28 protein-coding genes, 1 tRNA gene and 1 pseudogene are annotated in these 26,042 nt (G+C 68.9%); 19 read left to right on the forward strand and 11 right to left on the reverse strand.

Features of this window, described 5'->3' with window-relative positions; all coding sequences use genetic code 11:
• Positions 1 to 31: 31 nt before the first annotated feature.
• Positions 32 to 733, reverse strand: coding sequence for an alpha/beta hydrolase (locus QF046_RS11245; RefSeq protein ID WP_307369753.1), 702 nt, complete (start codon positions 731 to 733; stop codon positions 32 to 34).
• Between the two features lie 137 nt (positions 734 to 870).
• A complete protein-coding gene (locus QF046_RS11250) occupies positions 871 to 1,947 on the reverse strand; it encodes a LacI family DNA-binding transcriptional regulator (protein ID WP_307369755.1) in 1,077 nt (358 codons plus the stop codon).
• Positions 1,948 to 2,006: 59 nt separating this feature from the next.
• On the opposite strand from QF046_RS11250, the gene QF046_RS11255 reads away from it, so the two are divergent.
• The 6 genes and pseudogenes from QF046_RS11255 to QF046_RS11280 all read left to right on the forward strand — a co-directional run bounded on the left by QF046_RS11255 (position 2,007) and on the right by QF046_RS11280 (position 6,261).
• The gene (locus QF046_RS11255) at positions 2,007 to 3,050 is read left to right on the forward strand and encodes an MFS transporter (RefSeq protein WP_307369757.1); all 1,044 of its coding nucleotides are present in this window, start codon (positions 2,007 to 2,009) and stop codon (positions 3,048 to 3,050) included.
• Positions 3,047 to 3,256 carry a hypothetical protein gene (locus tag QF046_RS11260; protein WP_307369759.1) on the forward strand — a complete coding sequence of 70 codons (210 nt, stop codon included), beginning with the start codon at positions 3,047 to 3,049 and terminating at the stop codon, positions 3,254 to 3,256. Before QF046_RS11255 ends, QF046_RS11260 begins: the two co-directional genes overlap by 4 nt.
• Positions 3,257 to 3,317: 61 nt before the next feature.
• On the forward strand, positions 3,318 to 4,691 hold the full coding sequence (locus QF046_RS11265; protein ID WP_307369761.1) for a serine hydrolase: 1,374 nt from the start codon (positions 3,318 to 3,320) through the stop codon (positions 4,689 to 4,691).
• A gap of 44 nt (positions 4,692 to 4,735) precedes the next feature.
• Positions 4,736 to 5,431 carry an endonuclease NucS gene (gene nucS / locus QF046_RS11270; protein ID WP_307369763.1) on the forward strand — a complete coding sequence of 232 codons (696 nt, stop codon included), beginning with the start codon at positions 4,736 to 4,738 and terminating at the stop codon, positions 5,429 to 5,431.
• A 160-nt stretch (positions 5,432 to 5,591) separates the two neighbouring features.
• A pseudogene (locus QF046_RS11275) lies at positions 5,592 to 5,801 on the forward strand (HAD hydrolase-like protein); the annotation flags it as partial.
• Between the two features lie 79 nt (positions 5,802 to 5,880).
• The gene (locus QF046_RS11280; protein ID WP_307369765.1) at positions 5,881 to 6,261 is read left to right on the forward strand and encodes an HAD hydrolase-like protein; all 381 of its coding nucleotides are present in this window, start codon (positions 5,881 to 5,883) and stop codon (positions 6,259 to 6,261) included.
• A 182-nt stretch (positions 6,262 to 6,443) separates the two neighbouring features.
• Here QF046_RS11280 and QF046_RS11285 read toward each other — a convergent pair whose 3' ends face one another.
• Positions 6,444 to 6,650 (reverse strand): cold-shock protein, encoded by a 207-nt coding sequence (locus QF046_RS11285; protein ID WP_087131957.1) that lies wholly within the window; start codon positions 6,648 to 6,650, stop codon positions 6,444 to 6,446.
• A 657-nt stretch (positions 6,651 to 7,307) separates the two neighbouring features.
• On the opposite strand from QF046_RS11285, the gene QF046_RS11290 reads away from it, so the two are divergent.
• The 4 genes from QF046_RS11290 (at position 7,308) to QF046_RS11305 (ending at position 11,147) form a co-directional block, all read left to right on the forward strand.
• Positions 7,308 to 8,276 carry a hypothetical protein gene (locus QF046_RS11290; protein ID WP_307369769.1) on the forward strand — a complete coding sequence of 323 codons (969 nt, stop codon included), beginning with the start codon at positions 7,308 to 7,310 and terminating at the stop codon, positions 8,274 to 8,276.
• Positions 8,269 to 9,690: a hypothetical protein gene (locus QF046_RS11295; RefSeq protein WP_307369771.1), complete on the forward strand. Its 1,422-nt coding sequence runs from the start codon at positions 8,269 to 8,271 to the stop codon at positions 9,688 to 9,690. The genes QF046_RS11290 and QF046_RS11295 overlap by 8 nt, the downstream gene beginning before the upstream one ends.
• Before the next feature lie 109 nt (positions 9,691 to 9,799).
• On the forward strand, positions 9,800 to 9,973 hold the full coding sequence (locus QF046_RS11300; RefSeq protein ID WP_307369774.1) for a CsbD family protein: 174 nt from the start codon (positions 9,800 to 9,802) through the stop codon (positions 9,971 to 9,973).
• Positions 9,974 to 10,085: 112 nt separating this feature from the next.
• Positions 10,086 to 11,147, forward strand: coding sequence for a YbdK family carboxylate-amine ligase (locus tag QF046_RS11305; RefSeq protein WP_307369776.1), 1,062 nt, complete (start codon positions 10,086 to 10,088; stop codon positions 11,145 to 11,147).
• A 38-nt stretch (positions 11,148 to 11,185) separates the two neighbouring features.
• Here QF046_RS11305 and QF046_RS11310 read toward each other — a convergent pair whose 3' ends face one another.
• From QF046_RS11310 to QF046_RS11320, 3 genes are all read right to left on the reverse strand, one after another.
• Positions 11,186 to 11,656 (reverse strand): hypothetical protein, encoded by a 471-nt coding sequence (locus QF046_RS11310; protein ID WP_307369778.1) that lies wholly within the window; start codon positions 11,654 to 11,656, stop codon positions 11,186 to 11,188.
• Positions 11,657 to 11,763: 107 nt separating this feature from the next.
• On the reverse strand, positions 11,764 to 12,576 hold the full coding sequence (locus tag QF046_RS11315; protein ID WP_307369780.1) for an SGNH/GDSL hydrolase family protein: 813 nt from the start codon (positions 12,574 to 12,576) through the stop codon (positions 11,764 to 11,766).
• A 145-nt stretch (positions 12,577 to 12,721) separates the two neighbouring features.
• Positions 12,722 to 12,805: transfer RNA gene (locus tag QF046_RS11320), tRNA-Leu, on the reverse strand.
• 163 nt (positions 12,806 to 12,968) lie between these two features.
• Here QF046_RS11320 and QF046_RS11325 point away from each other — a divergent pair.
• The 7 genes from QF046_RS11325 to pknB are packed head-to-tail and all read left to right on the forward strand — an operon-like array spanning position 12,969 to position 21,790.
• Positions 12,969 to 13,649: a DUF3662 and FHA domain-containing protein gene (locus tag QF046_RS11325; protein ID WP_307369783.1), complete on the forward strand. Its 681-nt coding sequence runs from the start codon at positions 12,969 to 12,971 to the stop codon at positions 13,647 to 13,649.
• Positions 13,646 to 14,131, forward strand: coding sequence for an FHA domain-containing protein (locus QF046_RS11330; RefSeq protein ID WP_307369784.1), 486 nt, complete (start codon positions 13,646 to 13,648; stop codon positions 14,129 to 14,131). The genes QF046_RS11325 and QF046_RS11330 overlap by 4 nt, the downstream gene beginning before the upstream one ends.
• A 14-nt stretch (positions 14,132 to 14,145) precedes the next feature.
• Positions 14,146 to 15,456: a PP2C family serine/threonine-protein phosphatase gene (locus QF046_RS11335; protein ID WP_307369786.1), complete on the forward strand. Its 1,311-nt coding sequence runs from the start codon at positions 14,146 to 14,148 to the stop codon at positions 15,454 to 15,456.
• A 26-nt stretch (positions 15,457 to 15,482) separates the two neighbouring features.
• Positions 15,483 to 16,835, forward strand: coding sequence for an FtsW/RodA/SpoVE family cell cycle protein (locus QF046_RS11340; RefSeq protein WP_307372816.1), 1,353 nt, complete (start codon positions 15,483 to 15,485; stop codon positions 16,833 to 16,835).
• On the forward strand, positions 16,835 to 18,289 hold the full coding sequence (locus QF046_RS11345) for a penicillin-binding protein 2 (protein WP_307369789.1): 1,455 nt from the start codon (positions 16,835 to 16,837) through the stop codon (positions 18,287 to 18,289). Before QF046_RS11340 ends, QF046_RS11345 begins: the two co-directional genes overlap by 1 nt.
• Complete coding sequence (locus QF046_RS11350; protein ID WP_307369791.1) at positions 18,286 to 20,028, forward strand: protein kinase; 1,743 nt, start codon at positions 18,286 to 18,288, stop codon at positions 20,026 to 20,028. The genes QF046_RS11345 and QF046_RS11350 overlap by 4 nt, the downstream gene beginning before the upstream one ends.
• Positions 20,029 to 20,086: 58 nt before the next feature.
• The gene (gene pknB, locus QF046_RS11355; protein WP_307369793.1) at positions 20,087 to 21,790 is read left to right on the forward strand and encodes a Stk1 family PASTA domain-containing Ser/Thr kinase; all 1,704 of its coding nucleotides are present in this window, start codon (positions 20,087 to 20,089) and stop codon (positions 21,788 to 21,790) included.
• On the opposite strand, the gene QF046_RS11360 is transcribed toward pknB, so the two are convergent.
• Genes QF046_RS11360 through QF046_RS11370 form a run of 3 tightly spaced genes read right to left on the reverse strand, consistent with a single transcriptional unit; the run spans position 21,772 to position 23,332 of the window.
• Entirely contained in the window at positions 21,772 to 22,386 is a 615-nt protein-coding gene (locus QF046_RS11360) for an aminodeoxychorismate/anthranilate synthase component II (RefSeq protein ID WP_307369795.1), read from the reverse strand. The two genes, pknB and QF046_RS11360, sit on opposite strands and share 19 nt — an antisense overlap.
• Positions 22,383 to 22,538, reverse strand: a complete 156-nt coding sequence (locus tag QF046_RS11365) for a hypothetical protein (RefSeq protein WP_307369798.1) — start codon at positions 22,536 to 22,538, stop codon at positions 22,383 to 22,385. The genes QF046_RS11360 and QF046_RS11365 overlap by 4 nt, the downstream gene beginning before the upstream one ends.
• Positions 22,538 to 23,332 carry a class E sortase gene (locus QF046_RS11370; protein ID WP_307369801.1) on the reverse strand — a complete coding sequence of 265 codons (795 nt, stop codon included), beginning with the start codon at positions 23,330 to 23,332 and terminating at the stop codon, positions 22,538 to 22,540. Before QF046_RS11370 ends, QF046_RS11365 begins: the two co-directional genes overlap by 1 nt.
• Positions 23,333 to 23,369: 37 nt before the next feature.
• On the opposite strand from QF046_RS11370, the gene QF046_RS11375 reads away from it, so the two are divergent.
• Entirely contained in the window at positions 23,370 to 23,609 is a 240-nt protein-coding gene (locus QF046_RS11375; protein ID WP_307369804.1) for a cell division protein CrgA, read from the forward strand.
• Positions 23,610 to 23,895: 286 nt separating this feature from the next.
• On the opposite strand, the gene QF046_RS11380 is transcribed toward QF046_RS11375, so the two are convergent.
• Both QF046_RS11380 and QF046_RS11385 read right to left on the reverse strand, forming a co-directional pair.
• Positions 23,896 to 24,795, reverse strand: a complete 900-nt coding sequence (locus QF046_RS11380; protein WP_307369806.1) for a rhomboid family intramembrane serine protease — start codon at positions 24,793 to 24,795, stop codon at positions 23,896 to 23,898.
• Between the two features lie 55 nt (positions 24,796 to 24,850).
• The gene (locus tag QF046_RS11385) at positions 24,851 to 25,408 is read right to left on the reverse strand and encodes a peptidylprolyl isomerase (RefSeq protein ID WP_307369807.1); all 558 of its coding nucleotides are present in this window, start codon (positions 25,406 to 25,408) and stop codon (positions 24,851 to 24,853) included.
• A gap of 137 nt (positions 25,409 to 25,545) precedes the next feature.
• Here QF046_RS11385 and QF046_RS11390 point away from each other — a divergent pair, with 137 nt between their 5' ends.
• Positions 25,546 to 26,040, forward strand: coding sequence for a DNA helicase (locus QF046_RS11390; protein WP_307369809.1), 495 nt, complete (start codon positions 25,546 to 25,548; stop codon positions 26,038 to 26,040).
• Positions 26,041 to 26,042: the final 2 nt, after the last annotated feature.

The raw sequence follows: 26,042 nt of genomic DNA on the forward strand, positions 1-26,042 counted from the left end.
CCCCGGATGCGCGAATTCGTGAGTGCCGGTGCTACGGCAGCAGCGCCTCCAGTTGGGCCACGACGAGATCAGGGCGGGTGAGGAAGGGGTGGTGCCCGGTCGGCAGCTCGACGGCTCGAGTGGCGCGCGCAGCATGGAAGCGCTGCAGCTGCACCGAGGTACTGCGGTCCTCGCCGCAGACGATGTACGTCGAGTCGACGTCCGTCCAGCCGGCGGCGGTGGTCGGCGTCGTGAAGGCCGTGGCCGCCTGCGCCGTGACGCGGTCCCAGCCCTGTCGCTGCGTCTCGGCATCCGCATCCTGCAGGAAGCGGGCGCTGAAGGAAGCGACGTCGTAGCCGGTGACCCCGAGTGTGCCGTCGCCGTTGTCGCCGATCGACACCGGATCGGCCTCCCCGCTCATGATCGCGCCCTGGCTCTGTCCGATGTCGGGCAGATAGGACGACACGAAGAGGAGGTGCTCGACGGCCGGGTGGCGGCCGGCCTCGGCGATCACGGTGCCGCCGTAGGAGTGGCCGACGACGATGGCGGAGTCGACGCGGTCGAGCTCGGCGCGAAGCGCCGCGGCATCCGCGGCCAGACCTCCTGATACCTGCTCGGGCACGCCCTCACCGCAGGACGGCAGCGCGACTGAGCGGCTGCGGACGCCTGTGCGCTGCTCGAGCAGATCGGCAGTGCGGTGCCACCACCACTGGCCATCTCTCACCAGCGCGCCATGGACGAAGATCAGTTCCATCGTGTTCCCTTCACAGAGCACTCGGGAGGGCGAGTCGAGACCGTCAGTCTTCACCGCCCTGGGGTGTGGGTGGGTCCGATCGCACAGATTTCGCCGTCATTACGCTGACCGCGCACCGCACTCGGCGCGCGCACATCTCAGCGTGCGGGTGCCGCCGCGGTCTCGCCCTCACGGAATGTGCACGTGAAGTGCACGGACTCCCCCGGCTCGCCGGCCAGCATTCTGACGACCTGCTCCCCCGCCGCGCGGCCCTTCGCGACGGCGGGCTGCGCGATCGTCGTGAGCCGCAGAGAACCGAGCCCATCGGCGTTGATGCCGTCGAAGCCGACCACGGTGAGCTCCTCCGGCACCTTCAGCCCCAACTCCTCAGCGGCGCGGATCACACCGACGGCGAGCAGGTCGCTCTGCGCGACGACGGCCGTCGGGCGGTCGGCGCGCAGCGCGCCGCCGGCATCCGTCAGCAGCGATCGAGCGGCGACCATGCCGTCATCCACCAGGCTCGCTCCTGCGGTCACGCCCGGCGCATCCGGGTACACCTCGCGGAAGCCTGCGAGCCGGTCGAGCGTCACGTCCACCGTCGCCGCCGCGACGCGCTCGTCGGTGATCGGGCCGCGCTCGCGGTCGGCATCCAGCGGCAGGGTGACGGTCGCGACATCTGTATGCCCGAGGTGGAATACATGCCCGGCGATCTCGGCGCTCGCCCCGCGGTTGTTCAGGGTGATCCGCGGGATCCCCTCGCCGGCATCCCCCTCGATCACGACCACTGGAAGTCCGCGCTGCCGGACGATATCCAGCGCAGCGCGAGTGCGCGCCGAGCATCCGATAAGCACCAAGGCGTCCACCGGCGCCTCGGTGATGGGCGGCGCCTCGCCCTCCTGCGGGTCATCGCGCAACAGCAGGATGCCGGCGCTCACCGCGGCGAGCGCGTCGGTCAGGCCGTCCATCATCGCCGTCGTCACCGGATCGAGGAACGCATGCCGCAGCTCTCCCCCGAGTACGACGCCGACGATGCCGCTGCGTCCGAGCCGCAGCGACGCGGCGCGCGGATCGGGGCCGGCGTAGCCCAGAGCGGATGCCGCTGCCAGCACCTTCTCGCGCGTGGCATCCGCGACATTGACCTTGCCGCTGAAGACCACGGATGCCGTCGAGGTCGACACCCCGGCTTCGCGGGCCACGTCGGCGATGGTCGCACGTCGCGGCGGAACACTGCTCATGCTCCGAGGATAACCCGATCCGGTGGACAGGGATCGAATCGATTCGATACCCTGTTCCGATGGACACCGCGCTCACCCACTCGCAGTTCGTGCGCTGGCGCGCGGCCATCTTCGCCGTCTTCCTGGCCAGCGGCCTCTCGATCGCCACGTGGGCCTCGCGTGTGCCCAGCATCGGCGCCGCGCTCGACATCGACAAGGCGCAGATCGGCCTGCTGCTGCTCGGGATGGGGATCGCCTCCATCATCGGCATCTCGACCGGTCCGCTGGTCATGGCGCGCACCGGCGCACGCCTCGGGATGCTGATCACCATGATCACGTTCGGTGCGGGCGTCTGCCTGGTGGGACTGGGCACCGACGTGTTCGGCTCGATTCCCGTCGTGGTGCTGGGCATGGTGCTTTTCGGCTTCGGCAACGGCTCGGTCGACGTGATGATGAACGTCGAGGCCACCGCCATCGAGCAGCAGATGGGCAGGACGATCCTGCCGGTGTTCCACGCCTTCTTCAGCTTCGGCACCGTGATCGGTGCGGGTGCAGGGGCGCTGGCCGCGCACCTCGGGATGAACGTCGCCGTGCACGCGGGGATCGTCAGCGCCGTGATCGTGCTGGCCGCGGTGGCCTGCTTCTTCCAGGTGCCCGTACGCGAGGCGGCGCTCGACCCCACGCCGGAGGTCACGCCGCGCTGGACCACACGGATGCACACCGCCCTCGAGGCCTGGCGCGAGCCGCGCACCTATGCACTGGGCGTGGTCATGCTCGGCATGGCGTTCGCCGAGGGCGGCGCGAACGACTGGATCGCCCTGGGCGTCGTCGAAGGCCACCACCAGGAGGCCGGGATGGGCGCACTCGCCCTGGCCGTGTTCTCGATCGGCATGACCGTCGTGCGCCTGTTCGGCGGCCCGCTGGTCGACCGCTTCGGGAGCGGGTCGCCGTGCTGCGCGTGCTGTCTGTGGCCGCTGCCGGCGGCATCCTGCTCTTCATCCTCGCCGAACCGTTCCCGCTGGTGCTGCTGGGGGCGGCGCTGTGGGGGATCGGCGCGTCGCTCGGGTTCCCGCTGGGGATGTCGGCCGCGGCCGACGACCCGGCCAAGGCGGCCTCGCGGGTGAGCGCGGCCGCGACGATCGGCTACATCGCGTTCCTCGGCGGCCCGCCCGTCCTCGGATTCATCGCCAACCACATCGGCCTGCTGAACACGCTGTTCATCCTGGTCGCGCTGGTCGTCATGTCGGGTCTGTTCTCGAGCGCGGCGTCGCCGCTGCGGACCGGATCGCCCGTCGCCGCAGAGCACCCCGACCCCGCGACGCGCAAGTAGCGTGGTGTCGACTCGTCGTGCGCGTCTCCACAGCCGTGCCCGGCGATCCGAGTAGGGAGAGATGATGTCAGACGCGCTTCCCGAGGCGACACCGGAGAGCCACGGCCTGCCGGCGGCCGCAGTGCTGCGACTGATCGATGACCTGGAGCAGTCCGGGCTCGACCCGCATGCGCTGGTCATCGCGCGGCACGGTCACGTGCTGTTCCGCGGCGCCTGGCAGCCCTGGACTCCGCACACGCAATCGCTTGTCTACTCGGTCTCCAAGACATTCACGGCGATCGCCATCGGGCTGCTCGAGTCCGATGGCCTCATCGACGTCACCGCTCCCGTCGACCGCTACCTGGACCTGCCGAACCCCCACGGGCTGACTGTGCGCCATCTGCTCACGATGAACACCGGGCACAGCGCTCAGCAGGTCGAGCAGCTGCCGTTCGATGCCGCCGCACTGCTCACGACGGCGCCCGCGCACATCCCGGGGGAGCACTTCGCCTACAACTCCCCGGCGAGCTTCGCGCTCTCGGCGATCGCGACCGCCATCACCGGCCGATCGCTCACCGACCTGCTGAAGGGTCGGCTGTTCGACCCGCTGGGCATCGGCAACCGCTGGTGGAAACCACTCGACGGCATCGACGAGGGTTTCTCGGGGCTGCACCTCGACATCGGCGACCTCGCCCGGATCGGCATCGCGCTGGCGGACGACGGCGTGTTCGACGGGCGCCAGGTGATCCCTCGGGACTTCATCCGCGCCGCGACGACGCCGTGGTCGGACACCAGCGGATCCGAGAGCTCCACCTTGGACTGGACACTCGGCTACGGCTATCAGCTCTGGCGGAGCCGGCACGGCTTCCGGCTCGACGGGGCCTACGGGCAGTTCTCGCTGATCGTCCCGGAGAGCGGGGTGGTCGTGGCGTATCAGGGTGCGACCACCCGCACGCAGGAGACCTTGAATGCGATCTGGCGGCTCGTCGAGTCGTTCCAGGACTCCGCGCTCGCGGAGGACCCCGCCGACGCATCGCGCCTGGCGGACCGCATCGCCGCGCTGGATTCGTGGCGCTCGCGCGATCGGCTGATCGTCGACGCGACGCCGGTCCCGGATGCCGCCGACTGGTCGCTCACGGATGCCGGCGAGGGCCGCTGGATGCTGACGACGCCGCACGGGCCGATCGAGGTCGACGAGGACTGGAGTCGCACCGTGCTCGGCGATGTCGATGGCGATGTCGACGGCGACGGCCAGGAGTCGCTGGCGGTGGCCGCCAGGGGAGAGGCGCGCGCTGACGGCTCCGTCCTGGTGCACCTCGTGGTGCCCACCTCACCGCATCGCCTGATCATCACGCGCGATGCCGAGGGGCTGCATCTCGGCTGGCACGCCGTTCCGCTGTGGGCTCCCGTGATCGACACGCTCCTCGTGCCCGAGCACGTCGCCCGCGTCTACTGACCCTCGCGGGTCGCCCGCCCGTCGCGACGAAGTAGGCTCGTCGGGTGCGTCTCGTCATCGCCCGCTGCTCCGTGGATTACACCGGGCGGCTCAATGCTCACCTTCCCCTCGCCACCCGTCTGCTGGTGCACAAGGGCGACGGCAGTCTGCTCGTGCACTCCGACGGCGGCAGCTACAAGCCGCTGAACTGGATGAGTCCGCCGTGCACGCTCGCCCCCGAGGTTCCGGGCGAGGAGGAGGCCATCGCCGGCGTCGTCGAGGTGTGGCGGGTCACCCACAAGAAGACCGGCGACGCGTTGCGCGTGCAGATCTACGAGATCATCCACGACTCCAACCATGACCTCGGCATCGATCCCGGTCTGCAGAAGGACGGCGTGGAGGCCGACCTGCAGCGGCTGCTGGCCGAGCAGGTCGACCTGATCAGCGAGGGCGGCACGCTGGTGCGCCGCGAGTATCCAACGGCCATCGGTCCGGTGGACCTGATGATCCGGGATGCCGGTGGCGCTGCCATCGCCGTGGAGGTCAAGCGCCGCGGCGACATCGACGGCGTCGAGCAGCTCACCCGCTACCTGGAGCTGCTGGGCCGCGACCCGCACCTGTCGCCCATCACGGGCGTGTTCGCCGCGCAGGAGATCAAGCCGCAGGCGCGCGTGCTGGCCGAGGATCGCGGCATCCGCTGCGTCGTGCTCGACTACGAGGACATGAAGGGCACCGAGTCCGGCGCCCCCCGCCTGTTCTAGCCCCCCGCGTCCCACCCCTCTCCCCTGTCGACAGCACGGGACCTCGCCGAGCGCACGGATTCTTCACGCGGACAGCCCGTGCACTCGACAGCATCCCGTGCACTCGGCGCATCTCGCCACGGTCGCGGGGCGCGCGCGGCCGCAGCCATAGGCTGGATGCATGTCTGAATCGTCCTACTCCTGCATCCTCTGGGACGTCGACGGCACCATCGCCGACGCGTCGGCCGGCATCCTCCCGCGACTGCGTCAGGTCTTCGCCTCCTACGGGCTCGCCGACCCCGACCCCGCCGAGCTGTCGCTGTGGATCGGTCCGCCCATGTACGAATCGTTCCGGCTGCGCGCCGGCATGAGCGATGCGCAGTCGCACGAGGCGGTCGACCGCTATCGCGAGCTCGCGGCGGCCGACGGCTACGCGTCATCCGTCGATCTCTACCCAGGGGGTCGCCGAGGTGCTGCGCGCGGTGCAGGATGCCGGCATCCCGCAGTCCACGGCCAGCACCAAGCCCGAGAACCAGGTGCAGGCGATCCTCGAGCACTACGCACTGATGGATATGTTCACCGCGATCTCGGGCGCTCGCCCCGGACCTGACGGCCGCACCGACGGCAAGTCGTTCGTGATCGCGCAGGCGCTGGAGCGGATGCGGGCGGCCGGCGTCGACACCTCCCGTCCCGTGCTCGTGGGCGATCGTCAGCACGACGTCGAGGGCGGCGCAGAGCACGGCATCCCGGTGATCTTCGTCGGCTGGGGATTCGGCGAGCCCGATGAGGCCGACGGCGCACTGGCGCACGTGACGAGCCCCGCCGAGCTGCAGAGCCTGCTGCTCGGCTGAGCCGCCCTCACGGCTGCCCGGCTCACCCGCCGGCGAAAACGACGGATGTCGGCTCAGATGCGGCATTTCGGCCGACATCCGTCGTTTTCGCCGACATCCGTCGAGGAGAACGCCGCCGCACACGCAGAACTCCCCATCGGAGGCCGCCGAGGCAGCATCCGATGGGGAGTTCGGTTCCCGCCTCAGAGAGGGCGGATGTTCTCAGCCTGCAGGCCCTTGGGGCCCTGCGCCACATCGAACTCGACGCGCTGGTTCTCGTCGAGTGAGCGGTAGCCGCTCGAGGTGATGGCGGAGTAGTGCGCGAAAACGTCGGCGCCACCGTCGTCAGGGGAGATGAAGCCGAAGCCCTTCTCCGAGTTGAACCACTTGACCGTGCCCTGGGTGCTCATTTACTGCCGTTCTGCTTGTTGCTATGCCGACGCAGGATGCACCGACTGCGCTAACGCTATCCCAGCAGACCCGTTGCGCAACAGACGTCGGCAGAAGGTGACCGAAATGTTGCATCCGGACGCTTGCGAAGAATCGACCGATGCGCTGGGCGTCCACGGGGGCGAACGATGCGCCCGAAGACGAGGTTGGCCCCCACCGCGGGGGGAGCGATGGGGGCCGAAGACGACCGGAGGGTGCGTCAGCCTTCAGGATACAACACCGATCCAGAATTTGTCCCCCATATGGGGGACAAAATCTCGATTAAGTGTCATGATGAGAGCGGACCTCCCGTATAGCACACCTAGGGGTGTTCTGCAGGAAGGACCGAAGCGCATGTGTGGATCGTCGAGTGGCTGGGGAGCGCATCACCTACTGGGGTAGATGATTGACGATCGATTTCCCACACGCATGCACCTCCCACTCGAGAAGGGGATGTTCGAAGTCCACGGACCTCGGCATCGCGGGCCGGGAGGCACCTGAGGGGAGATCAGCAGCACGGAGCAGGAGCGGCCGCACAGCGAGGCACCGTTCCTCTCCGGGCTGCACCCCTCGACGAGTGCGCGTGCCGTCGGCTCGTGGTCGTAGTCTGACTCTGACCGCCACTGCCGAGGAGATCGATGACGGCTCCCACCTCGCCTCGTCCGCGCACCTGGACCGCGAGCACCATCGTGTTGCTCATCGTCTGCATCCTCGTGGCATCCGCCGCCGTGACGGCCGCGGCACTCCTGCCCGGCTATCTGCGCGACGGCCCCCGGCGTGAGGCCGAGAGCACCCTGCGCGCCTTCCTCGATGACGCGACGGCGTCGGACGCCGACTGGCAGGACACCGCGAGCACGCAGCTGCAGGCACTCGTTCCGATGGGCGCACCGCTGCTCGGGGAGCGAATCACGGCCGATGCGCTGAAGCTGTCGGCACGCTATGAGATCGGCGAGCTGAGCTTCTCGCGCGACGACCTGCGCCGCAGCGACGTCGCCAGCGCCATCGTCGTCGTGCATTACCGCTACACGATTCTCGGCGAGACGGGACGCGCGTCGGTCACGCAGAAGGTGTGGCTCACGCGCCCCTTCTACTACGGGGACGATCAGCCGCAGCAGGCGGATGCCACGGAATCACCCTCCGCGGTCGGGCCCTGGCGCGTCGCCGGCCTCAGCGTCCCGTCATCCGAGGACGGCAAGGCCCCGGCATCCGAATTCGACCTGGCGTCCGAGGAGCGCCCGTCCGACACGCTCGCGTGCTACGCGCCGGTCAGCGCGCTCGTCCAGGTCGCCGACAACGCGCGGATCGACGGGGTGTTCGCGTCGAGCTGCTTCCTGGGCGAGGACGACGGATCCGACGTGCTGGGCGACGGAGTCGACCCCGCCGCACTGCTCGAGGCCTTCCCCGCCATCACGGATGGCGACCCCGCGAGCCTTCCGCCGGAGCTGATCCGGGTGGATGCCGACATCATGCACGCGATGCGTCCGCCCTTCACGCAGTACCTCATCGGCGATCGCTATGTCGTCACCTTCGCCGCCGTCTCGACCGGTCCGGGCCACGATGCGGTCCGGCTCGTCAGCATCCAGGATGCCGAGGCCGAAGATGAGTGACCTGACGCCGCAGGACGCGACCCCGCCCGTCAGCGACCCGGATGCCGTTAAGGGGCACCCGGATGCCCTCGAGGCACACCCGGATGCCGTCGAGGGGCCCTCGGCGCCGGCGCCAAGACGCCCGCGCGCCAAGCTGATCATCGCACTCAGCACGGCACTGGTGGTCCTGGCCAGCGCAGGGTGGACCGCGTCTCAGTGGCCGACGGCCGTGGCATCCGGCCCTTCCGCCGACTTCACGTCCCCCGATCCGCTGGCGCCGTGGATGCCGGACCACGTTCCGGACTCCGCCCAGTACCCGCACGCCTGGACGTCGATGAACGAGGCGCTGCGCGCCAAGGACCGCGACGCATTCCTCTCCCACGCGACCGGCGACGCGAAGGACCAGCTGGCGCTGTGGTGGGACAACACCGAGAAGCTCGGACGCGGGACGGCGTACATCGTGCCCGCCATCGGCGCCGACGGGGGAGAGGGCGCCTTCCTCGGCGCGGAGCTGGCGTTCTCGTCGCGGCCGCTGCGCGGCAGCGGGGACACGGATGCCGGGTACCGGCTCACCCAGGGGTTCGGATACGACATCTCCACCACCGGCGACGGCGACGACCTGCGCATCACGCGCTTCGAGCCGTGGACGCCGATGCCCTGGGACGAGGGTCCGCTGTACGCCGTCACGCGCGATCATGTCGTGCTCTACGGGATGGCCGATGAGAAGGCGATCGTCGACGCCACCGTCGACACGGCCGAGAAGGGTGCGGTGATGGCGATCGAGGCCATCACCGACCTCGGCGGGTCGGTGCCGATGGTGGGGTTCGTCTCGGGGATCACCGACGACCAGGAGCGCATGGACCGGTGGCAGTTCGGCGATGATGCACCCGAGGGCGATCCGCTCATCGCGGGCTATGCCACGGCGACGAACCGCCCTCCCGGCCGATCCGATCTGTTCGAACCCGACATCGCTGTCGGCGACAACACCTCCGGCGTGCTCGTGATGATGGGTCCGCTCAGCGCCGATCAGCGCCTGACCACGTTCACGCACGAGTTCGCGCACGGGCTGCACTACGCGGCGGCGCCGCTCAGCAGCTTCGACGAGCCCCCGGTGTCCGTGTACGAGGGCTTCGCCACGTACATCGAGCTGCGCACGGGTTTGACCCCGATCGAGTGGCTCCAGGACCGGCGGGTGCAGGATCTGGTCGCCACCCGCGGCGCGGCGGCGATGGACGACGACCTGTTCGGCACCGAGGACGGCTGGCTGTCGTACCTGGCGGCGGGCTCGTATTACCTGTTCCTGGCCGAAAACGGGGGCGACCCGTGGAAGCTCGCGCTCGACGGCGCCGACACCTCGGGCCGGAGCCTGATCGAGATCGCCGGCGACTCGGCCTTCAGCGAGGCCCGATGGAAGGCGTGGGTCGCGTCCCGATAGTGCGGCCGCTGAGCGATGTCAACCCCTTGGGTGTCCGGCCTCGCCGATGTCATGCTGGCCCTTCGACAACCGGAGGCGGAGAACCGCCACCTCACGAAGGGAGCGACTCATGGGACTCATGGACGATGCGAAGCACAACATCGAGAAGGCCGCCGGTAAGGCCAAGGAGCACATCGGCGATGCCACCGACAACGAGAATCTCCAGGCCGAAGGCAAGATCGATCAGGTCAAGGCCGATGCGAAGAAGGTCGGAGACGACGTCAAGGACGCCTTCGACAAGTAGCAGGCCGCATCGCGGACGATGATGGTCCGCGCACGCATGCGCAACACCGACGGGTGCGCCGCCGGTCCCGATGGGGCCGCGGCGCACCCGTCTTCACTCCGAGGAGAACACGATGTCGCGGAGCACGCGGTTCGGTATCGAGGAGGAGTTCGTCCTGCTCGACAGCCGGACGCTCGCGCCGGTCTCCGCGCATGAGCTGCACGACCGGGTGCTCGGCGAGGTCGAGGGCGGCGGAACGCTGGCGCTGGAATTCGTCACGAGCCAGATCGAGGCGGCGACCACGCCGGTCTCGTCCCTCCGGCAGGCGGGGGAGCAGCTCGGTCGGATGCGGCGGATGCTGGCGCAGAATGCGCAGCACGGCACCCTCGTGGCGGCGACCGGGTCACCGTTCATCGTGATCGGGGCCGCGCAGATCTCTCCGAGTCCGCACTACGACGACGTGTCCGATCTGATCGGCCGGCTGGCGTCGGAGCATGTCGTGAACGGGCTGCACGTGCACGTGGAGGTGGCCGACGATGAGGCGAGGGTCCGGGCGCTGCGGCGCGTGCGCGAGCATCTCGCCGTGCTGCTCGCTCTGAGCGCCAACTCCCCGTTCGCGGGCGGCGTGCCCGCCGGACTCGCCAGTTGGCGCAGCACGATGATCCGGCGTCTGCCGGTGTCATGGGGGCCGCCGCCGTTCCGGGACGCGGACGACTACCACCGCACGGTCGATCGGCTGTTGGAGATGGGGGCCCTGCCCGCCCGCTCATCGGTCTCCTGGGCCGTGCGGCTGTCGGCTAGGTACGAGACCGTCGAGACCCGCGTGTGCGACGCGCAGTTGAGTGCCGATGACACGCTGCTGCTCGCCGCGCTCATCCGAGCCCTCGTGGCCGCGGACGACGTCGTCGAGCATCCGATGACGCCCGAGATGCTGGACGCGTCGCTGTGGCTGGCCGCACGGCACGGCATGGACGCCCGTCTGCCGAGCGCCCGGGGCGATGCCCAGGGCGCGTGGTCGGCGGTGGAGCGGATGCTGGACGGCATCGGCCCGGTGCTGGAGGAGCTCGGCGACGCGGAGTTCGTGCGTGCGCACCTCGATCGTGTGCGTGTGGAGGGCACCGGGTCCCAGCGGCAGCTGCGGGCATACGAGGACGGGGGAGCGCACGGGCTCGCCCGGCTGTTCCTTCAGCCCTGAGACCGCGCCGGAGCGCCTGTGCGCGGCATCCGCCGTCGTCAGAGGAGATCGTCCTCGTGGGACCGCGGGCCGTGCGCATCCTGGTTCGCCAGCACCAGCGCGATGATGGTGAAGGCGACCGTGAGGATCCCGGCCGGGTTGGCCACACCGATCGCGACCTCGAGCCATGGCTGCGCGGCACCGGTGAGGATCGTCTGCAGCCCGTCCGGCGTGAGGTCGGGGATCGTGAGGCCGAGCAGCACCCCGCATCCCCATGCCGCGATGACCGTGCCCCGGGTGGACGGCCGAACGCCGAAGCCGCGCGCGGCGGCGCATGTCAGGGCTCGGCCGATGTACACGTGCAGGATGACGATGAGGACGCCGATCAGCAGATAGGCGATGGCGAGCTCCCCGCCGATCCCGAACAGGAACCGGCCGGCGACGATCCAGAGCGCGAGCACCACTCCGGCCAGGAGGACACCGACGCCGCGCGCCGTGCCCGCCTGTTCCACCGGTCCCCTCGAGTCCATGATCCGAGCCTACGAGGGGCCCGGTCGGCGACCGAATCCCCGGGGATCACGCGCCGTCCTCGCACCGCACCCCGGGCCGTGACCCGAGGGTGCAGTGGAGGAGCAGGTCAGTTCAGCGCGGTGAGGATCGCATCGCGGTACGCGGTGGCGCCCGCCGCGTTGGGGTGCATGAAGTCGATGACGTCGGTGGAGTCGCCGCCGAGCCAGGGGGCCTCCGAGCCGCCGATCGCGTGCTCACCGAAGGCGACAGGGGCGAAGGTCACCGTCGCACCCTGTGCGGCGGCGCCCGCCACGGCGGCCTGCAGTGCACTGTTGAGCGCACCGGCTGCGGCATCGACCGCGCCGGCGACGGGGACGGCGGCCGCGTATCCGGGTGCGAACGGGGCGGGGTAGCCGGTCACCACGATCGTCGCGTGCGGAGCTCGGGACTGCACGGCGCCGATCAGGGCGCCCATCTTCGGCGCGATCGTTCCGATGGCCGCGCTGCCCGCGGCAAGCGCGGCCTGGCATGCCTGCGAGGTCAGATCGGGAGCGCACGCGACGAACGCCTGCGCGATCCCCAGGTCGTTCGCGCCTGCGGTGATGGTCACCAGTGTGGTGCCCCGGTTCACCGAGGAGATCTGTGCTCCGAGGACGTCGTCGATCAGAGCGCCCGAGCAGGCCGGCTGACGCAGCAGGTTGTAACGCGGCACGGCATCGAGCTGGGCTGCGTACCCGTTCGGGCTGCGCAGGCAGGGGTCGATGTAGGAGCCGGCTCCCTGGCCGGCGGCGTACGAGTCGCCGAGCGCCACGTACGTCGCGATCGGGGGCGGCGGAGCGGCATAGGCCGGGGCGGCCGCGAGGGGGAGGGCGAGCAGGGCGGTTGCGGCGACGATGAGGGCCGCGAAGCGGCGTCGTTGCCTTGATTTTTCGGGTCTCATGGCCGGATGCTACTCCCGTCGCGGTGCCGCGGACAGGGCATCCTGAGACCGTGGAGCCGGAGCTCGCGTGCCGCACTGATCAAGCCCGCACGGAATGAGAGAGAGCCCCGACCCTTTCGGGCCGGAGCTCTCCGTCATATCTGTGTGCGCGAGGGGGGACTTGAACCCCCACGCCCTTGCAGGCACTGGCACCTGAAGCCAGCGCGTCTACCTATTCCGCCACTCGCGCATCGCCGTGTTCCGGAGAACACAACCTGAAAAGACTATCACGCGCGTGCGCGCGCTTCGAACACCGCCAGGGCCCGACATCAGCCCGGATGACGCCTCCACAGGCGCATATTCAGCGGGGCTGGCTACGATGGCCGTATCCGTCGGCATGCCAGAGGAACCTAGTGGGACTACTTGACAGCTTTGAGAGAGGTCTTGAGCGCGCCGTGAACGGCGCGTTCGCGAAGACCTTCCGCAGCGGCATCCAGCCCGTCGAGATCGCTTCGGCCCTGCGCCGTGAGGCCGACACGAAGGCGGCCGTGGTCAGCCGCGACCGCATCATCACCCCCAGCGACTACCTCGTGCGCCTGAGTCCTGAGGACCACGAGCGGATGCTGACGCTCGGCCACGCGCTGAACGACGAGCTCTTCGCGCTGCTCACCACCCACGCCCGCACGCAGGGCTACAGCTTCGCCGGCGTCCTGCACATCTCTCTCGAGGGCGACGAGCGCGTCTCCACCGGCACCGTGCAGGTCAACTCCTCCTCCGTCGAGAGCAGCGTCTCCTGGCGGGGCGTCATCGAGATCGACGGCCGCCCTCACGATCTGACCAGCGCCCGCACGGTGATCGGACGCGGCAGCGACGCGGACATCACCATTTCGGATGCCGGCTCCAGCCGCCGCCACGCCGAGGTGCTCTGGGACGGCGAGCGCGCCATGCTGCGCGATCTCGGCTCCACGAACGGCACGAAGGTCGACGGACAGAAGGTGCGCGAAGCCGCTCTCACCCCCGGCACCGTGTTCACGATCGGCCGCACCGAGCTGACCTTCCGCGTCGTTCCGGCTTCCAAGGGGGTCTCACGATGAGCGAACTGATGCTGCTGGTGCTGCGCATCGGCTTCCTGGTGCTGCTGTGGTTCTTCGTCTTCGCCGTGGTCTACTCGCTGCGCGCCGATCTGTTCGGCGTGCGCGTGCGCAAGATGCCCGCAGCCGAAGCCCCGGTTCCCGCGCCGATCCATCAGGCCCCGCGCCCCGCCGGAACCCCCGCGAAGGCCGCCACCCGCCTGGTCATCACCTCCGGCCCCAAGGTCGGTCTCGAGGTGCCCCTCAGCGCCACCGATCCGATGTCGATCGGCCGATCGAGCGAGTCGGGCCTCGTCATCCGCGACGACTACACCTCCAGCCATCACGCCCGTCTCTCGCAGCGCGGCGACATCTGGATGCTGCAGGATCTCGGATCCACCAACGGCACGTTCCTGAACGGACAGCGCCTGAGCGACAAGCCCGTGCAGGTGCAGATCGGCACACCCATCAAGGTGGGCGCCACGACGTTCGAGCTGCGAGCGTAGGGGCACCGCACCAGATGGTCTTCGAGGGCTCGAGCGCCGCGATCTCCCACACCGGGAAGGTCCGCTCCAACAACCAGGACTCCGGGTACTCCGGGGCGAACCTGTTCGTCGTCGCGGACGGCATGGGCGGGCACGCCGGTGGCGATGTCGCGTCGACCCTCGCCATCCGCCGCATCGAGAGCCTCGACCACGCCTACGCGAGCACCGACGACGCCCAGGCCGAACTGCAGGCGGCGGCGACCACCGCTGCCGCCGACCTGATCCGCGCCTCGAAGGAGCGCCCCGAGCTCGCGGGCCTGGGCACCACGCTCAGCGCGATCGTGATGTTCGAGGAGTACGCGGTCATAGGCCACATCGGCGACTCGCGCATCTACCTCTACCGCGACGACGCGCTGACGCAGATCACCACCGACCACACCTTCGTGCAGCGTCTGGTCGACTCCGGTCGCATCACGCTCGAAGAGGCCCGCTACCACCCGCGTCGCTCGGTGCTGATGCGCGTGCTCAGCGACATGGACATCGACCCGGACCTGGACATGTTCGTCATGCCCACCCGCCCGGGTGATCGCTGGCTGCTGTGCTCCGACGGTCTGTCGGGCGTGGTCGACGACATCCACATCGCCAAGGCGATGAGCCTGGGTCTCGCCCCTGGCCGCACCGCCGACTACCTGCTCAAGCGGGCGCTCGACGGCGGTGCACCCGACAACGTGACCATGGTGCTCGTCGACGTGGGCGGCGCGCATCCGCTCTCCTCCGGCACACCGACGGTCGTCGGCGCGGCATCCAACCCCTCGGATCTGCCCGTCCCCGCTCCGCGCAGCTCGCTCACCGGCTGGCTTCACCCGGTGCTGCAGGCCGCCAACGAGCCGAGCCACTTCGAACCGGACTCCGACTACTTCGAGGAGATCATCGAAGAGGACCGGCGCCGGCGCACCCGCCGTCGGGCCGCCTGGCTCGCCGCGCTCGTCGTCGCCGTGCTCGCTCTGGTCGGCGGAGGCATTCTCGCCTACAACTGGACCCAGACCCGCTACTTCGTGGGCGCTGACGACGACAGCGTCGTGATCTACCGCGGCGTGCAGCAGAACCTCGGCCCGATCTCGCTGTCCACCGAGATGAAGGACACCTTCATCCTGCTCGCCGACCTGCCGTCCTACCAGCGGGCGGCCGTCGAGCGCACCATCAACGCCCGGTCGCTCGCGGATGCCATGGCCATCACCGATCGCCTGCGGGCCAGCGTGCTCCCCGTGGTTCCCGAGCCCGAGCCCACCCCCACGCCCACTCCGGTGCCCACCACGGCGCCCACGACGGAAGCTCCGGCACCGTGACCGACGTCAGCGCCGACACCAGCGTCATGAGGGCGCTGAAGAAGATCCGGATGCCGCAGAAGCAGCGCAACCGGGAGTTCTGGCTGCTCCTGTTCGCGCTGGTCGTCGCCGGCGCATCGCTCACCCTCGTGCAGCTCGGCGCACGGGGCGCGATCGACCCGATGATCCTCGCCATCGGCGGGGGACTGGCCGTGCTGGCGTTCGCCCTGCACGTGGTGCTGCGGGTCGTGGCATCCGATGCCGACCCGTTCGTGCTGCCCATCGCCACCGTGCTGACCGGCCTGGGCATCGCGATGATCTACCGCATCGACCTCGCGGGCAAGCTCAGCGGCTGGGCGATGTTCTCGAACAAGCAGCTGGCCTGGGCGGCGATCTCGATCGCGGGCGCCATCGCGCTGGTGGTCGCGCTGCGCAACTACCGGGTGCTCTATCGCTTCACGTACCTGTCGGGCCTGGCCGGCATCCTGCTGCTGGTCCTGCCCTTCATCCCCTTCCTCAAGGCACGCGGAGCGACCGCGGACGTCTGGGTCTCGATCGCGGGTGTGTTCTCCTTCCAGCCCGGCGAGCTGGCGAAGATCTGTCTGGCGATCTTCTTCGCCGGCTACCTGGTGCGCACCCGTGAGAGCCTCAGTTCGGTCGGCACGAAGTTCCTCGGCATGACCTGGCCGCGCATGCGCGAGCTCGGCCCGGTGCTGGTGGTCTGGATCCTGTCGCTGCTGATCATCGTCACCCAGCGCGACCTCGGCACCGGCGTGCTCATCTTCGGCATGTTCATCGCGATGCTGTACGTGGCCACCGGCAAGACCAGCTGGGTGCTGATCGGTCTGGTCGGCGTCGCCGCCGGAGCGTTCTTCGCCACCCGGATCCTGGCTTACGTGCAACGCCGGTTCACGAACTGGCTGGACGCCTTCAACCCCGACATCATCAGCGCCAAGGGCGGCAGCTACCAACTGGTGGAGGGCATCTTCGGCCTGGCCCACGGCGGACTCATCGGCACCGGATGGGGTCAGGGCCGCCCGCAGATCACGCCGCTGGCCAACAGCGACTACATCATCCCCAGCCTCGGCGAAGAGCTCGGCATCGTGGGACTGTTCGCCATCCTCTGCCTGTACATGGTGTTCGTCAGCCGTGGGCTGCGCATCGGCCTGGCAGGCCAGGACGACTTCGGCAAGCTGCTCGCGACCGGCCTGTCGTTCACGATCGCCCTGCAGGTGTTCATCATGGTCGGCGGCGTCACACGCGTCATCCCGCTGACCGGCCTGACCACGCCCTTCCTCGCAGCCGGCGGATCGTCGATGGTCGCCAACTGGCTCATCGTCGCGCTGCTGCTGCGCATCAGCGACGGCGTGCGCCGCCAACCGAGGGTGGTGATCGGCTGATGACTAAAGAGTTGAGAAGACTGAGTTTCGTGATCCTCGCGATGTTCATGTCCCTGTTCATCGCCACCAGCTGGATCCAGGTCGTCGACGCCGACAACCTGGCTCAGAATTCGGCGAACACCCGCACGCGCCTGGACAGCTATCAGATCCAGCGCGGCTCGATCATCGTCGACGATTCGGCGATCGCCACCTCGGTGCCGACGGACGACCGCTACCAGTACCAGCGCGTGTACACGGATGCCGAGATGTGGGCCCCCGTCACCGGATACTTCAACCCCGCTCTCCGCGTCTCCACCGGCATCGAGCAGGCGCTGAACGCCGACCTGTCCGGCACCGGCTCGAACGCGTTCTTCGCCGAGATCGAGCGCATCCTCTCCGGCCAGCCGCAGCAGGGCCTCAGCGTCGACCTGACCCTGAACGCCAAGGCGCAGCGCGCCGCCTGGGATGCTCTGCAGGGCCTGCAGGGCGCCGTGGTGGCCATCGAGCCGGCCACCGGTCGCATCCTGGCGATGGCCTCCACGCCGGGCTTCGACACGAACAAGCTCGCCTCGCATGACGGAGCGGCGGTGGACACGGAGCACGACCGTCTGGCCGCCGACCCGACCAAGCCGCTGTACAACCGTGCGATCGCCGGCAACCTCAACCCGCCCGGCTCCACGTTCAAGGTGGTCGTGGCGGCCGCCGCCCTGGCATCCGGCGACTGGACCCTCGAGTCCACACTGCCGAATCCCGCACGCTACACGTTGCCCGGATCGAACAACCAGGTCTCGAACGCGTGGGGCGGCACCTGCGGCGAGGGCCCGACGGCGACGATCGCCGAGGCTCTCCGGCGCAGCTGCAACATCCCGATGGCAGAGCTGGCCGTCGAACTCGGCGACAAGGCGATCCGCGAGACGGCCGAGAAGTTCGGCTTCAACACCGCGTTCGAACTGCCGCTCGAGTCGACCGCCTCCAGTTACCCCGCAGACCTGAACGACCCGCAGACCGCCCTGACCGGCTTCGGTCAGGGGCAGGTGACCGCGACGCCTCTGCAGATGGCGATGGTCGCGGCCGGCGTCGCCAATGGCGGCGCAGTGATGAAGCCCCGGATGGTGGATGCCGTGATCGGCGACGACTTCGCCGTGCACACGCAGTTCACCGATGAGGCGTTCGATCAGGTGCTCAGCGCCGCGGACGCCAAGGCGCTGAGTGCGGTCCTGGTGCAGGGGGTCGATTCCGGGGCGGCGACGGGTGCAAGAATAGACGGCGTCGATGTCGCCGGTAAGACGGGCACAGCGGAGAACGGCTCCGGGCCGTACACGCTGTGGTTCACAGGTTTCGCACCGGCGGAGAATCCGAAGGTTGCGGTGGCAGTCGTCGTCGAAGACGGCGGTGGAAAAGGACAGTCGGGTTCCGGCAATGCGATTGCCGCCCCGATTGCGAAGAAAGTCATAGAGGCGGTGCTGGGCAGATGAGGCCGACGCAGGGTGTGTCGTTCGGTGGGCGTTACGAGCTGCTGTCGCGGATCGCGATCGGCGGCATGGGCGAGGTGTGGGAGGCCACGGACCACGTCATCGGACGCACCGTCGCCATCAAGATCCTCAAGGACGAGTACATGGGGGATCCGGGCTTCCTGGAGCGCTTCCGCGCCGAGGCCCGTCACGCGGCGCTCGTCAACCATGAGGGCATCGCGAGCGTCTTCGACTACGGCGAGGAGAACGGCTCCGCCTTCCTCGTCATGGAGCTGGTGCCCGGCGAGGCGCTGTCCACCGTGCTCGAGCGCGACGGCTCACTGAGCGCGGACAAGACGCTCGACATCGTCGCGCAGACGGCGTCCGCACTGCAGGCCGCGCACGCCGCGGGCCTGGTGCACCGCGACATCAAGCCCGGAAACCTGCTGATCACGCCCGACGGACGGGTGAAGATCACCGACTTCGGCATCGCCCGCATCGCCGACCAGGTGCCGCTGACGGCCACCGGTCAGGTGATGGGCACGGTGCAGTACCTGTCGCCCGAGCAGGCATCCGGCCACGCGGCATCCCCCGCGACCGACATCTACTCGCTGGGCATCGTCGCGTACGAGTGCCTGGTGGGAAAGCGTCCGTTCACGGGCGAGTCGCAGGTCGCCATCGCGATGGCCCAGATCAACGAGAAGCCCCCGGCACTGCCCGCCACCGTGCCCACGCCGGTGCAGAACCTGGTGATGGCGATGATCGCCAAGAAGCCGGCCGAGCGTCCCTCCTCGGCGGCGACCGTGTCGCGCGCCGCGCAGGCGCTGCGCCGCGGTGATCTGAACTCCGCCGCGATCGCCGTGCCGGCCATCGCGGGCATCGGCGTCTCGGATGCCGATGACGCCACCCGCATCCTGACCGGGATGGGCGACGGCGACTCGACCCGCATCCTGCCCACGACCGCGCAGCTGCCGACAGAGCAGGCGGTCGCCACGGAGGAGCCCGCGAAGAAGAAGCGCAGTCCATGGACCTGGCCGCTGGTCGCCCTGATCGCCCTGCTGGTCATCGCACTGGGCGGCACGCTGGTCGGGCTGTTCCTCAACCAGGACGACAAGACGCCGGTGAAGACGAAGTCCTCGTCGTCGGCGCCGTCGACGCCGCCGACGCCGGAGGACACCACTCCGCCGCCGGTGGACGTGGATGCGCTGAATCTCGTCGGCATGACCTGCGATGCGGCGACCGCTCTCCTCGCGGAGAACGAGCTGAAGGCGAACTGCGTCACGGGTGACCCCGCGAGCAACGAGCAGCAGACGGGTCAGATCTACGAGGTCCGCACCGGCGGCAACCAGCCGGTCGGCTCGACCATCGATCTGCTCGTCTACGGCGACCAGGTCTCGATCCCGGCTCCCGAATCGGCACCGAGCATCTCCGGTCCCGTCACCGAGGGCCAGGAGGCGACCGTCAGCTGGAACACCTACGCCTGCCCGTCCGGCACGGACCCGCTCGCCGGATACGAGGTGACCGTCGTGAACGCCACGTTCAACGACGGCTCGACGACGAAGAACTTCACCCCCGGCACCGGCTCCGAGGTGATCACGGTCGACGAGGGCTCCGCCGGCAAGACCGTGACGGCCACCTACCGCGCGTTCTGCGGCGACCGCGCGTCCGGAATGTCGAACTCCGGCACGTCCACCTCCATCCAGCCGGCGCCACTGCTGCCCGTCGATCCCAGCGACGGGCCCACGCCCCCTCCCGCCGACTAGTCAGGTTCGGCCGGGTAATCTGGCAACAGGATTCGAGAAGCAACTGGGGGGACAGGACGTGTCGACAGAGCCGCGCATCCTCGCCGGGCGCTATCGCGTGGACGAGGTCATCGGGCACGGCGGAATGGCCAAGGTGCACCGCGGCTACGATCTGACCCTCGGCCGCGAGGTCGCGATCAAGATCCTCGACCCCGAACTCGCTCGCGACACCGCCTTCCGCACACGGTTCCGGATGGAGGCCCAGGCGGCCTCCCGCATGTCGCATCCGTCGATCGTGCGCGTCTTCGACGCCGGCGACCCTTCAGCATCCGGCGCTTCGGACGCGCAGGCGGGCTCCGAGCCGTACATCATCATGGAGCTGGTGCACGGCACCCTCCTGAAGGACATCATCGCCGCCGGTCCCCTGTCGGTCGAGGATGCGATCCGCTACGCGGACGGCATCCTTGAGGCGCTGGATTACTCGCACCGCGCCGGGGTGGTGCACCGCGACATCAAACCCGGCAACGTGATGGTCACCGACAACGGCACCGTGAAGGTGATGGACTTCGGCATCGCGCGTGCCGTGTCCGACTCCTCGTCGACAGTGGCCGAGACCACGCAGATCATCGGCACCGCTGCGTACTTCTCGCCCGAGCAGGCCAAGGGCGAGTCGGTCGACGCGCGCACCGACCTGTACTCGACCGGCGTGGTGCTCTACGAGATGCTGACCGCCCGTCAGCCGTTCCGCGGCGACTCACCGGTGGCCGTCGCCTACCAGCACGTCAGCGAGACCCCGGTTCCCCCGTCCGAGGTCAACGAGGATCTGCCTCGATCGCTGGATGCCATCGTGCTGCGGGCGCTCGCCAAGGACCCGTACCAGCGGTTCCCGGACTCCGGTTCCTTCCGCGCGGCGCTGCATGCCGTCACCTCGGGCGACGCCCCGTCGAAGAAGCAGATCGGCGCGCTCACCAGCGAGCTTTACGGCGCCAACCCGCGGCAGGCCCAGGAGACTGCCCGGTCGCTGCGCCAGCTGAGCACGGACACCACGATGACCCGCACGCAGTCCGGCCCGCCGGTGGCGTGGATCTGGGCCGGTGTCGCTCTGCTCGCGGTGCTGCTGATCTCGGTGCTGTTCTGGGTTGTCAGCCTGACGGCCCGCCCGGTCGATGTGTCCGGCGCTTCGGTGACCGTCCCGAACCTCGTCGACATGCCGCTCGACCAGGCCGAGGGCGAGCTGAAGGATGCCGGCCTCATCGCCGACGTGCGCGACGAGGCCAGTGCGGACTTCGCCGAGGACCGCGTCATCCGCTCGCTGCCCGGCACGGGTGCGAAGGTGTCTCAGGGCGAGTCGATCATCGTCTACGTGTCCACCGGTTCCGACACGATCGAGATGCCCGTTCTCGAGGGGCTGTCGCAGGATGCCGCCAAGAAGCTCATCACGGACTCGGAGCTGACGCTCGGCACGGTCAGGCAGCAGAACGATCCGCGCGCGCAGGCCGGCACCGTGCTCGAAGCCAGCCAGACCGCGGGCGATCAGGTCCCTCCCGGCACACCCGTGAACCTGGTGGTCGCCAACGGCAAGGTCACCATCGAGGACATGACGGGCTGGACCGTCGAGTCCGCGCAGAAGTCCCTCGAGAAGCTGGCGCTCACCGCCACGCCGACCGAGCTGGGTCCGTGCGCCGACGGACAGTCGCCCAACACGGTGATCTCGATGTCGGCGGCGCCGGGTGAGGTCGACATCCTCTCCACCGTCGAGCTGCGCTACTGCACCGCCGAGTGATCCGCGCGGTCACCGGCTGAGAGCACCCCGGCCAGCCAGTTGGCGAGCAGTCGATGGCCGTCCTCGGTGAGCACGCTCTCGGGATGGAACTGCACGCCGACGATCGGCAGGCTCTCGTGCGCGATCGCCATGATCGTGCCGTGCTCGGCGCGCGCGGTCACGCGCAGCACGCCAGGCAGGTCGGCTTCGGCGAGTGCGAGGGAGTGGTAGCGCCCGGCGGCGAAGGGCGAGCGGATGCCGTCGAACAGCGCCGAGCCGTCGTGAGTCACCTGCGACACCATGCCGTGCATCAGCTCAGGAGCGCGGCCCACCGTGCCGCCGAAGGCCCCGCCGATCACCTGGTGCCCGAGGCACACGCCCAGCAGCGGCATCCGTCTCTCCGCCGCCGCGTGGACGACCGCCGACGACGCCCCGGCATCGCCCGGGGCCCCGGGCCCGGGCGAGATCATCACGGCATCGTACGCATCCAGCAGCAGCGCGTCCTCACCGGCATCCGCCTCGACCATGGTGATCTCGGCTCCCAGCTCCCGCAGGTAGCCGATCAGCGTGTGCACGAAGCTGTCATGGTTGTCGACGACCAGCACTCGTACGGTCATTCCAGATCGACCTCGCCCGGGGAGACGTACGGGCTCACCCAGGGGAACACGTAGAAGAACAGGCCGTAGAGAACGGTGGCCACCACGACGAGCAGGATCAGCAGGCGCACCCACCAGGGTCCGGGCAGCAGGCGCCACAGGGCGGCGTACATCAGGGTGCTCCTTCGGCTGAGGGCGGGGCGACGTCGACTTTCGCGAGAGACGCCGGCGGCCCCTCGGAGCGCGGCTGGAAGCCCTCGAACACGCCGTACGCGATGATGCGCTCGGCGAGAGAGTAGAGCGGCGAGCAGGCCGTGAGGGTGATGTAGCGCTCACCGGTCTGCTGGGCGGGCATCTGCGGCACGTCGGCGAGCACGTCCACCTGCGTGGGCTTCACGTACTCGAGCGTCCGGAAGCGGTAGGTGTACCAGCCGCCGGGAGTCTCGACGACGATGGCGTCGTTCACCCGCAGCTTGTCGAGCTTGTTGAACGGCTTGCCCCACGTGGTGCGATGCCCGGCGAGCGAGAAGTTCCCCACCTCGCCCGGCATCTTCGACTGCGTGTACAGACCGATGCCGATGTGATCGAGCGTCCGCGAGCGGGAGGTGCCGCCGGCGATGTCCTTGACGTAGTCGTCGCCGAACCGGGGGATGCGCATGACCGCGAAGCGCTCGGCGTCGGCCGGATGCTGCAGGACCGGCAGCGCATACTGGGTCCGGCCGTCCGCATCCTCGACCACGGGAGGCGGCTCCGGAGCAGGCGCCTCGGCCCACTCCTGGATCCTCGCAGCACCCTCGGCGTTCTTCTGCGCATCGATGATGATGTCGCCGATCCACATCTGCCAGGCCACGAACAGCAGCACCACGACGCCCGCCGTCAGCAGCAGCTCGCCCAGCACACTGGTGAACGTCGCGCGAGACCGACGTCGCCCGCGACGCGAGGCCCGCCTGGACGCGACAGCATGCATGAGTGGAAGTCTATTCGTCCCCGCTAGACTGAACCTCATGGCACGATCCCGCGTACCCGAAGAGCCCGTCGAGCGCCCCGAGGGCGACACCAACGCCCCCAATGCGGTCTGGTTCAAGCCCGTCATGGTCGGCTTCATGCTGCTCGGGCTCGCCTGGATCCTGGTGTACTACATCTCCGGCTCGCTGTACCCGGTCCCGGGCCTCGGCGGATGGAACCTCGGCATCGGCCTCGGCATCGCCCTGATCGGCTTCCTCATGACCACGCGCTGGCGCTGACCGGGCGCTGCGATTCGAAGGACCTCTCGCTGATGCGAGGGGTCCTTCTTTTTTCTCTCTCTCTACAGATGACGGGCAGAGAGCGGGCGGAGGGATGCTCCCGAAGCGAGCATCGGGGAGGGACCCGCGAAGCGGGAGGGGCACCCGCTCTGCGAGCGGCGGGAGCATCCCGTAGCCCGCGGACGCATGACCTCATCCCCGAAGTTATCCACAAGACTATCCCCAGATGGGGAGAATTACACGGTTGTTATTCACAGGGCGGGATAACCCTGTTAACAACGTCTGATCAGGACAGATAGATCATCGGGGGGATGACGAGCACGAGGATCATCAGCAGCACCGCCACCGCGGACAGCAGCGCGATCTGCCAAGTTCGCTGGGTTCGCTTGCGCGTGCGGGTGTAGATGTACGCCACCAGCGCCCCCACGATCGCACCACCCAGGTGCGCTTGCCAGGCGATACCCCCCAGCGTGAAGCCGAGCACGAAGTTGATGCCGAGCACCACGAGGATCCCGGTGACGTTCGCGCCGACATGGCGACCGATGATCAGCAGTGCGGCCATCAGGCCGAAGATCGCACCAGAAGCGCCCACCGTGGCAGTACGTGGATCCGCGAGGAGCGCGACGGCGACGGAGCCGCCGAGAGCGCTGATCAGATAGAGCGCGAGGTATCTCACGCGTCCGAGCATGGGCTCGAGGCTCTGTCCGAGCATCCACAGCGCGAGCATGTTCAGGCCCAAGTGGAGGAAACCGCCATGCACCAGGGCTGTCGTGAGGAGCCGCCACGGCTCGAAGGGGACGCCAGGCAGATCGAGGTAGACGTAGAGCGGCGCGAAGAGCAGCGCGTTCTCGATCCCGCGCCCGATGCCGGGAACCATCTGCAGCAGGCTGATAGCGGAAGTGACGGCCAGCAGCGCGTACGTCACGACCGGGCGGCCGGTGCGGCCGGCCATGGTGACGGCGCCGGTGGTGCGGCCGCCCCAGCGGCGCTGGGCCTTGCGTTGGGCGGGCGACTGGTTCTTGCGCTGCTCCTTCATGCACTCGGGGCAGATCACGCCGACCGGGCCCTGAGTCTGGCATTCGGGGCAGATCGTGCGCATGCAGCGCTGGCAGAGCACGAAGCTCTGCCGATCCGGATGCCGATAACAGAAGTTGTCTCGATTGCTCGTGAACTCTGGTGTCGTCATCCGGATCGGCTCGGCTCTCTCGTCGGCTCCGAGGAGCCCGTACGGGTGGGTTGCGTCAGGCGGCGACGATGTCGACCGAGTGCAGGACGACGTCCTCCACAGGCTTGTCGCCGGCACCGGTGCGCACGGCGGCGATCTCGTCGACGACCTTCTTGGACGCATCGTCCGCGACCTTGCCGAAGATCGTGTGCTTGCCCTGCAGCCACGGCGTCGGGTCGGTGGTGATGAAGAACTGCGAGCCGTTGGTGCCCTCGGCCTGGCCGGTGATGGCGTTGCGGCGCAGGCCCGCGTTGGCCATGGCGAGGATGTAGGGCTCGGTGAAGTCGAGTTCCATGTTGATCTCGTCGTTGAAGCTGTAGCCGGGGCCGCCGACGCCCTGACCGAGCGGGTCGCCGCCCTGGATCATGAAGTTCGGGATGATGCGGTGGAAGATGACATCCTTGTACAGTGCGCCCTCACCGGGCTTGCCGGTGGCCGGGTGCGTCCAGTCCTTGGAGCCGTCGGACAGGCCGACGAAGTTGGCCACGGTGTTCGGGGCGTGGTCGCCGAACAGGTCGATGACGATGTCACCGTGGTTGGTGTGCAGTGTTGCGACATGAGAAGCGTGAGGCATGCCTCTATTCTCGCAGAGGCGGGCTGTGCGAGAGCGAATAGTCGCACATCTTCAGGACCTGCACCAGATCCCTGCCCGCATACAGTCTCGTCTGGCAAGATGAGTCACCTACGAACTCCGACGGACGGGAGAGCAACGTGAACCTCAACCGCAAGCGCAAGAAAGAACTGCGCAAGCTTCAGGACGATGCGGGACAGCTGTGGGAGGCGCAGCAGGTGCTCGTCGGCCATGCCGCGGATGTCGCCCGCGAGGCGGGCCGACAGCTCGGCAACTTCAACCGCGAGCAGGTTCTGCCTGTCGTGCAGGACACCTATAACCGCCGTGTGGCGCCCACCGTGGACCGCGGGGTCAAGATCGGCCGCCACGTCGTCGACGATAAGGTCGTCCCGATCGTGGGCGGCGTCGTCGGCAGCGCGCTGTCGGCATGGGATGTCGCCAACAACAAGCGCCAGGGGCTGATGCACACGGTCGCACCGGCGCCCAAGAGGAAGAGCATGGGCCTCGGCTCGGTCGTGGCGATCGTGCTCGGCGCCGCTGCAGCGATCGGCGTGGTGGTCGCCGCCTGGCAGGCGCTGCGCGCGGACGACGAGCTCTGGGTCGCAGACGACCCGCTTTCGACGCCCAACGCGTGATC

This window comes from Microbacterium sp. W4I4, from assembly GCF_030816235.1.
In the GTDB taxonomy this organism is placed as follows: Bacteria; Actinomycetota; Actinomycetes; order Actinomycetales; family Microbacteriaceae; genus Microbacterium.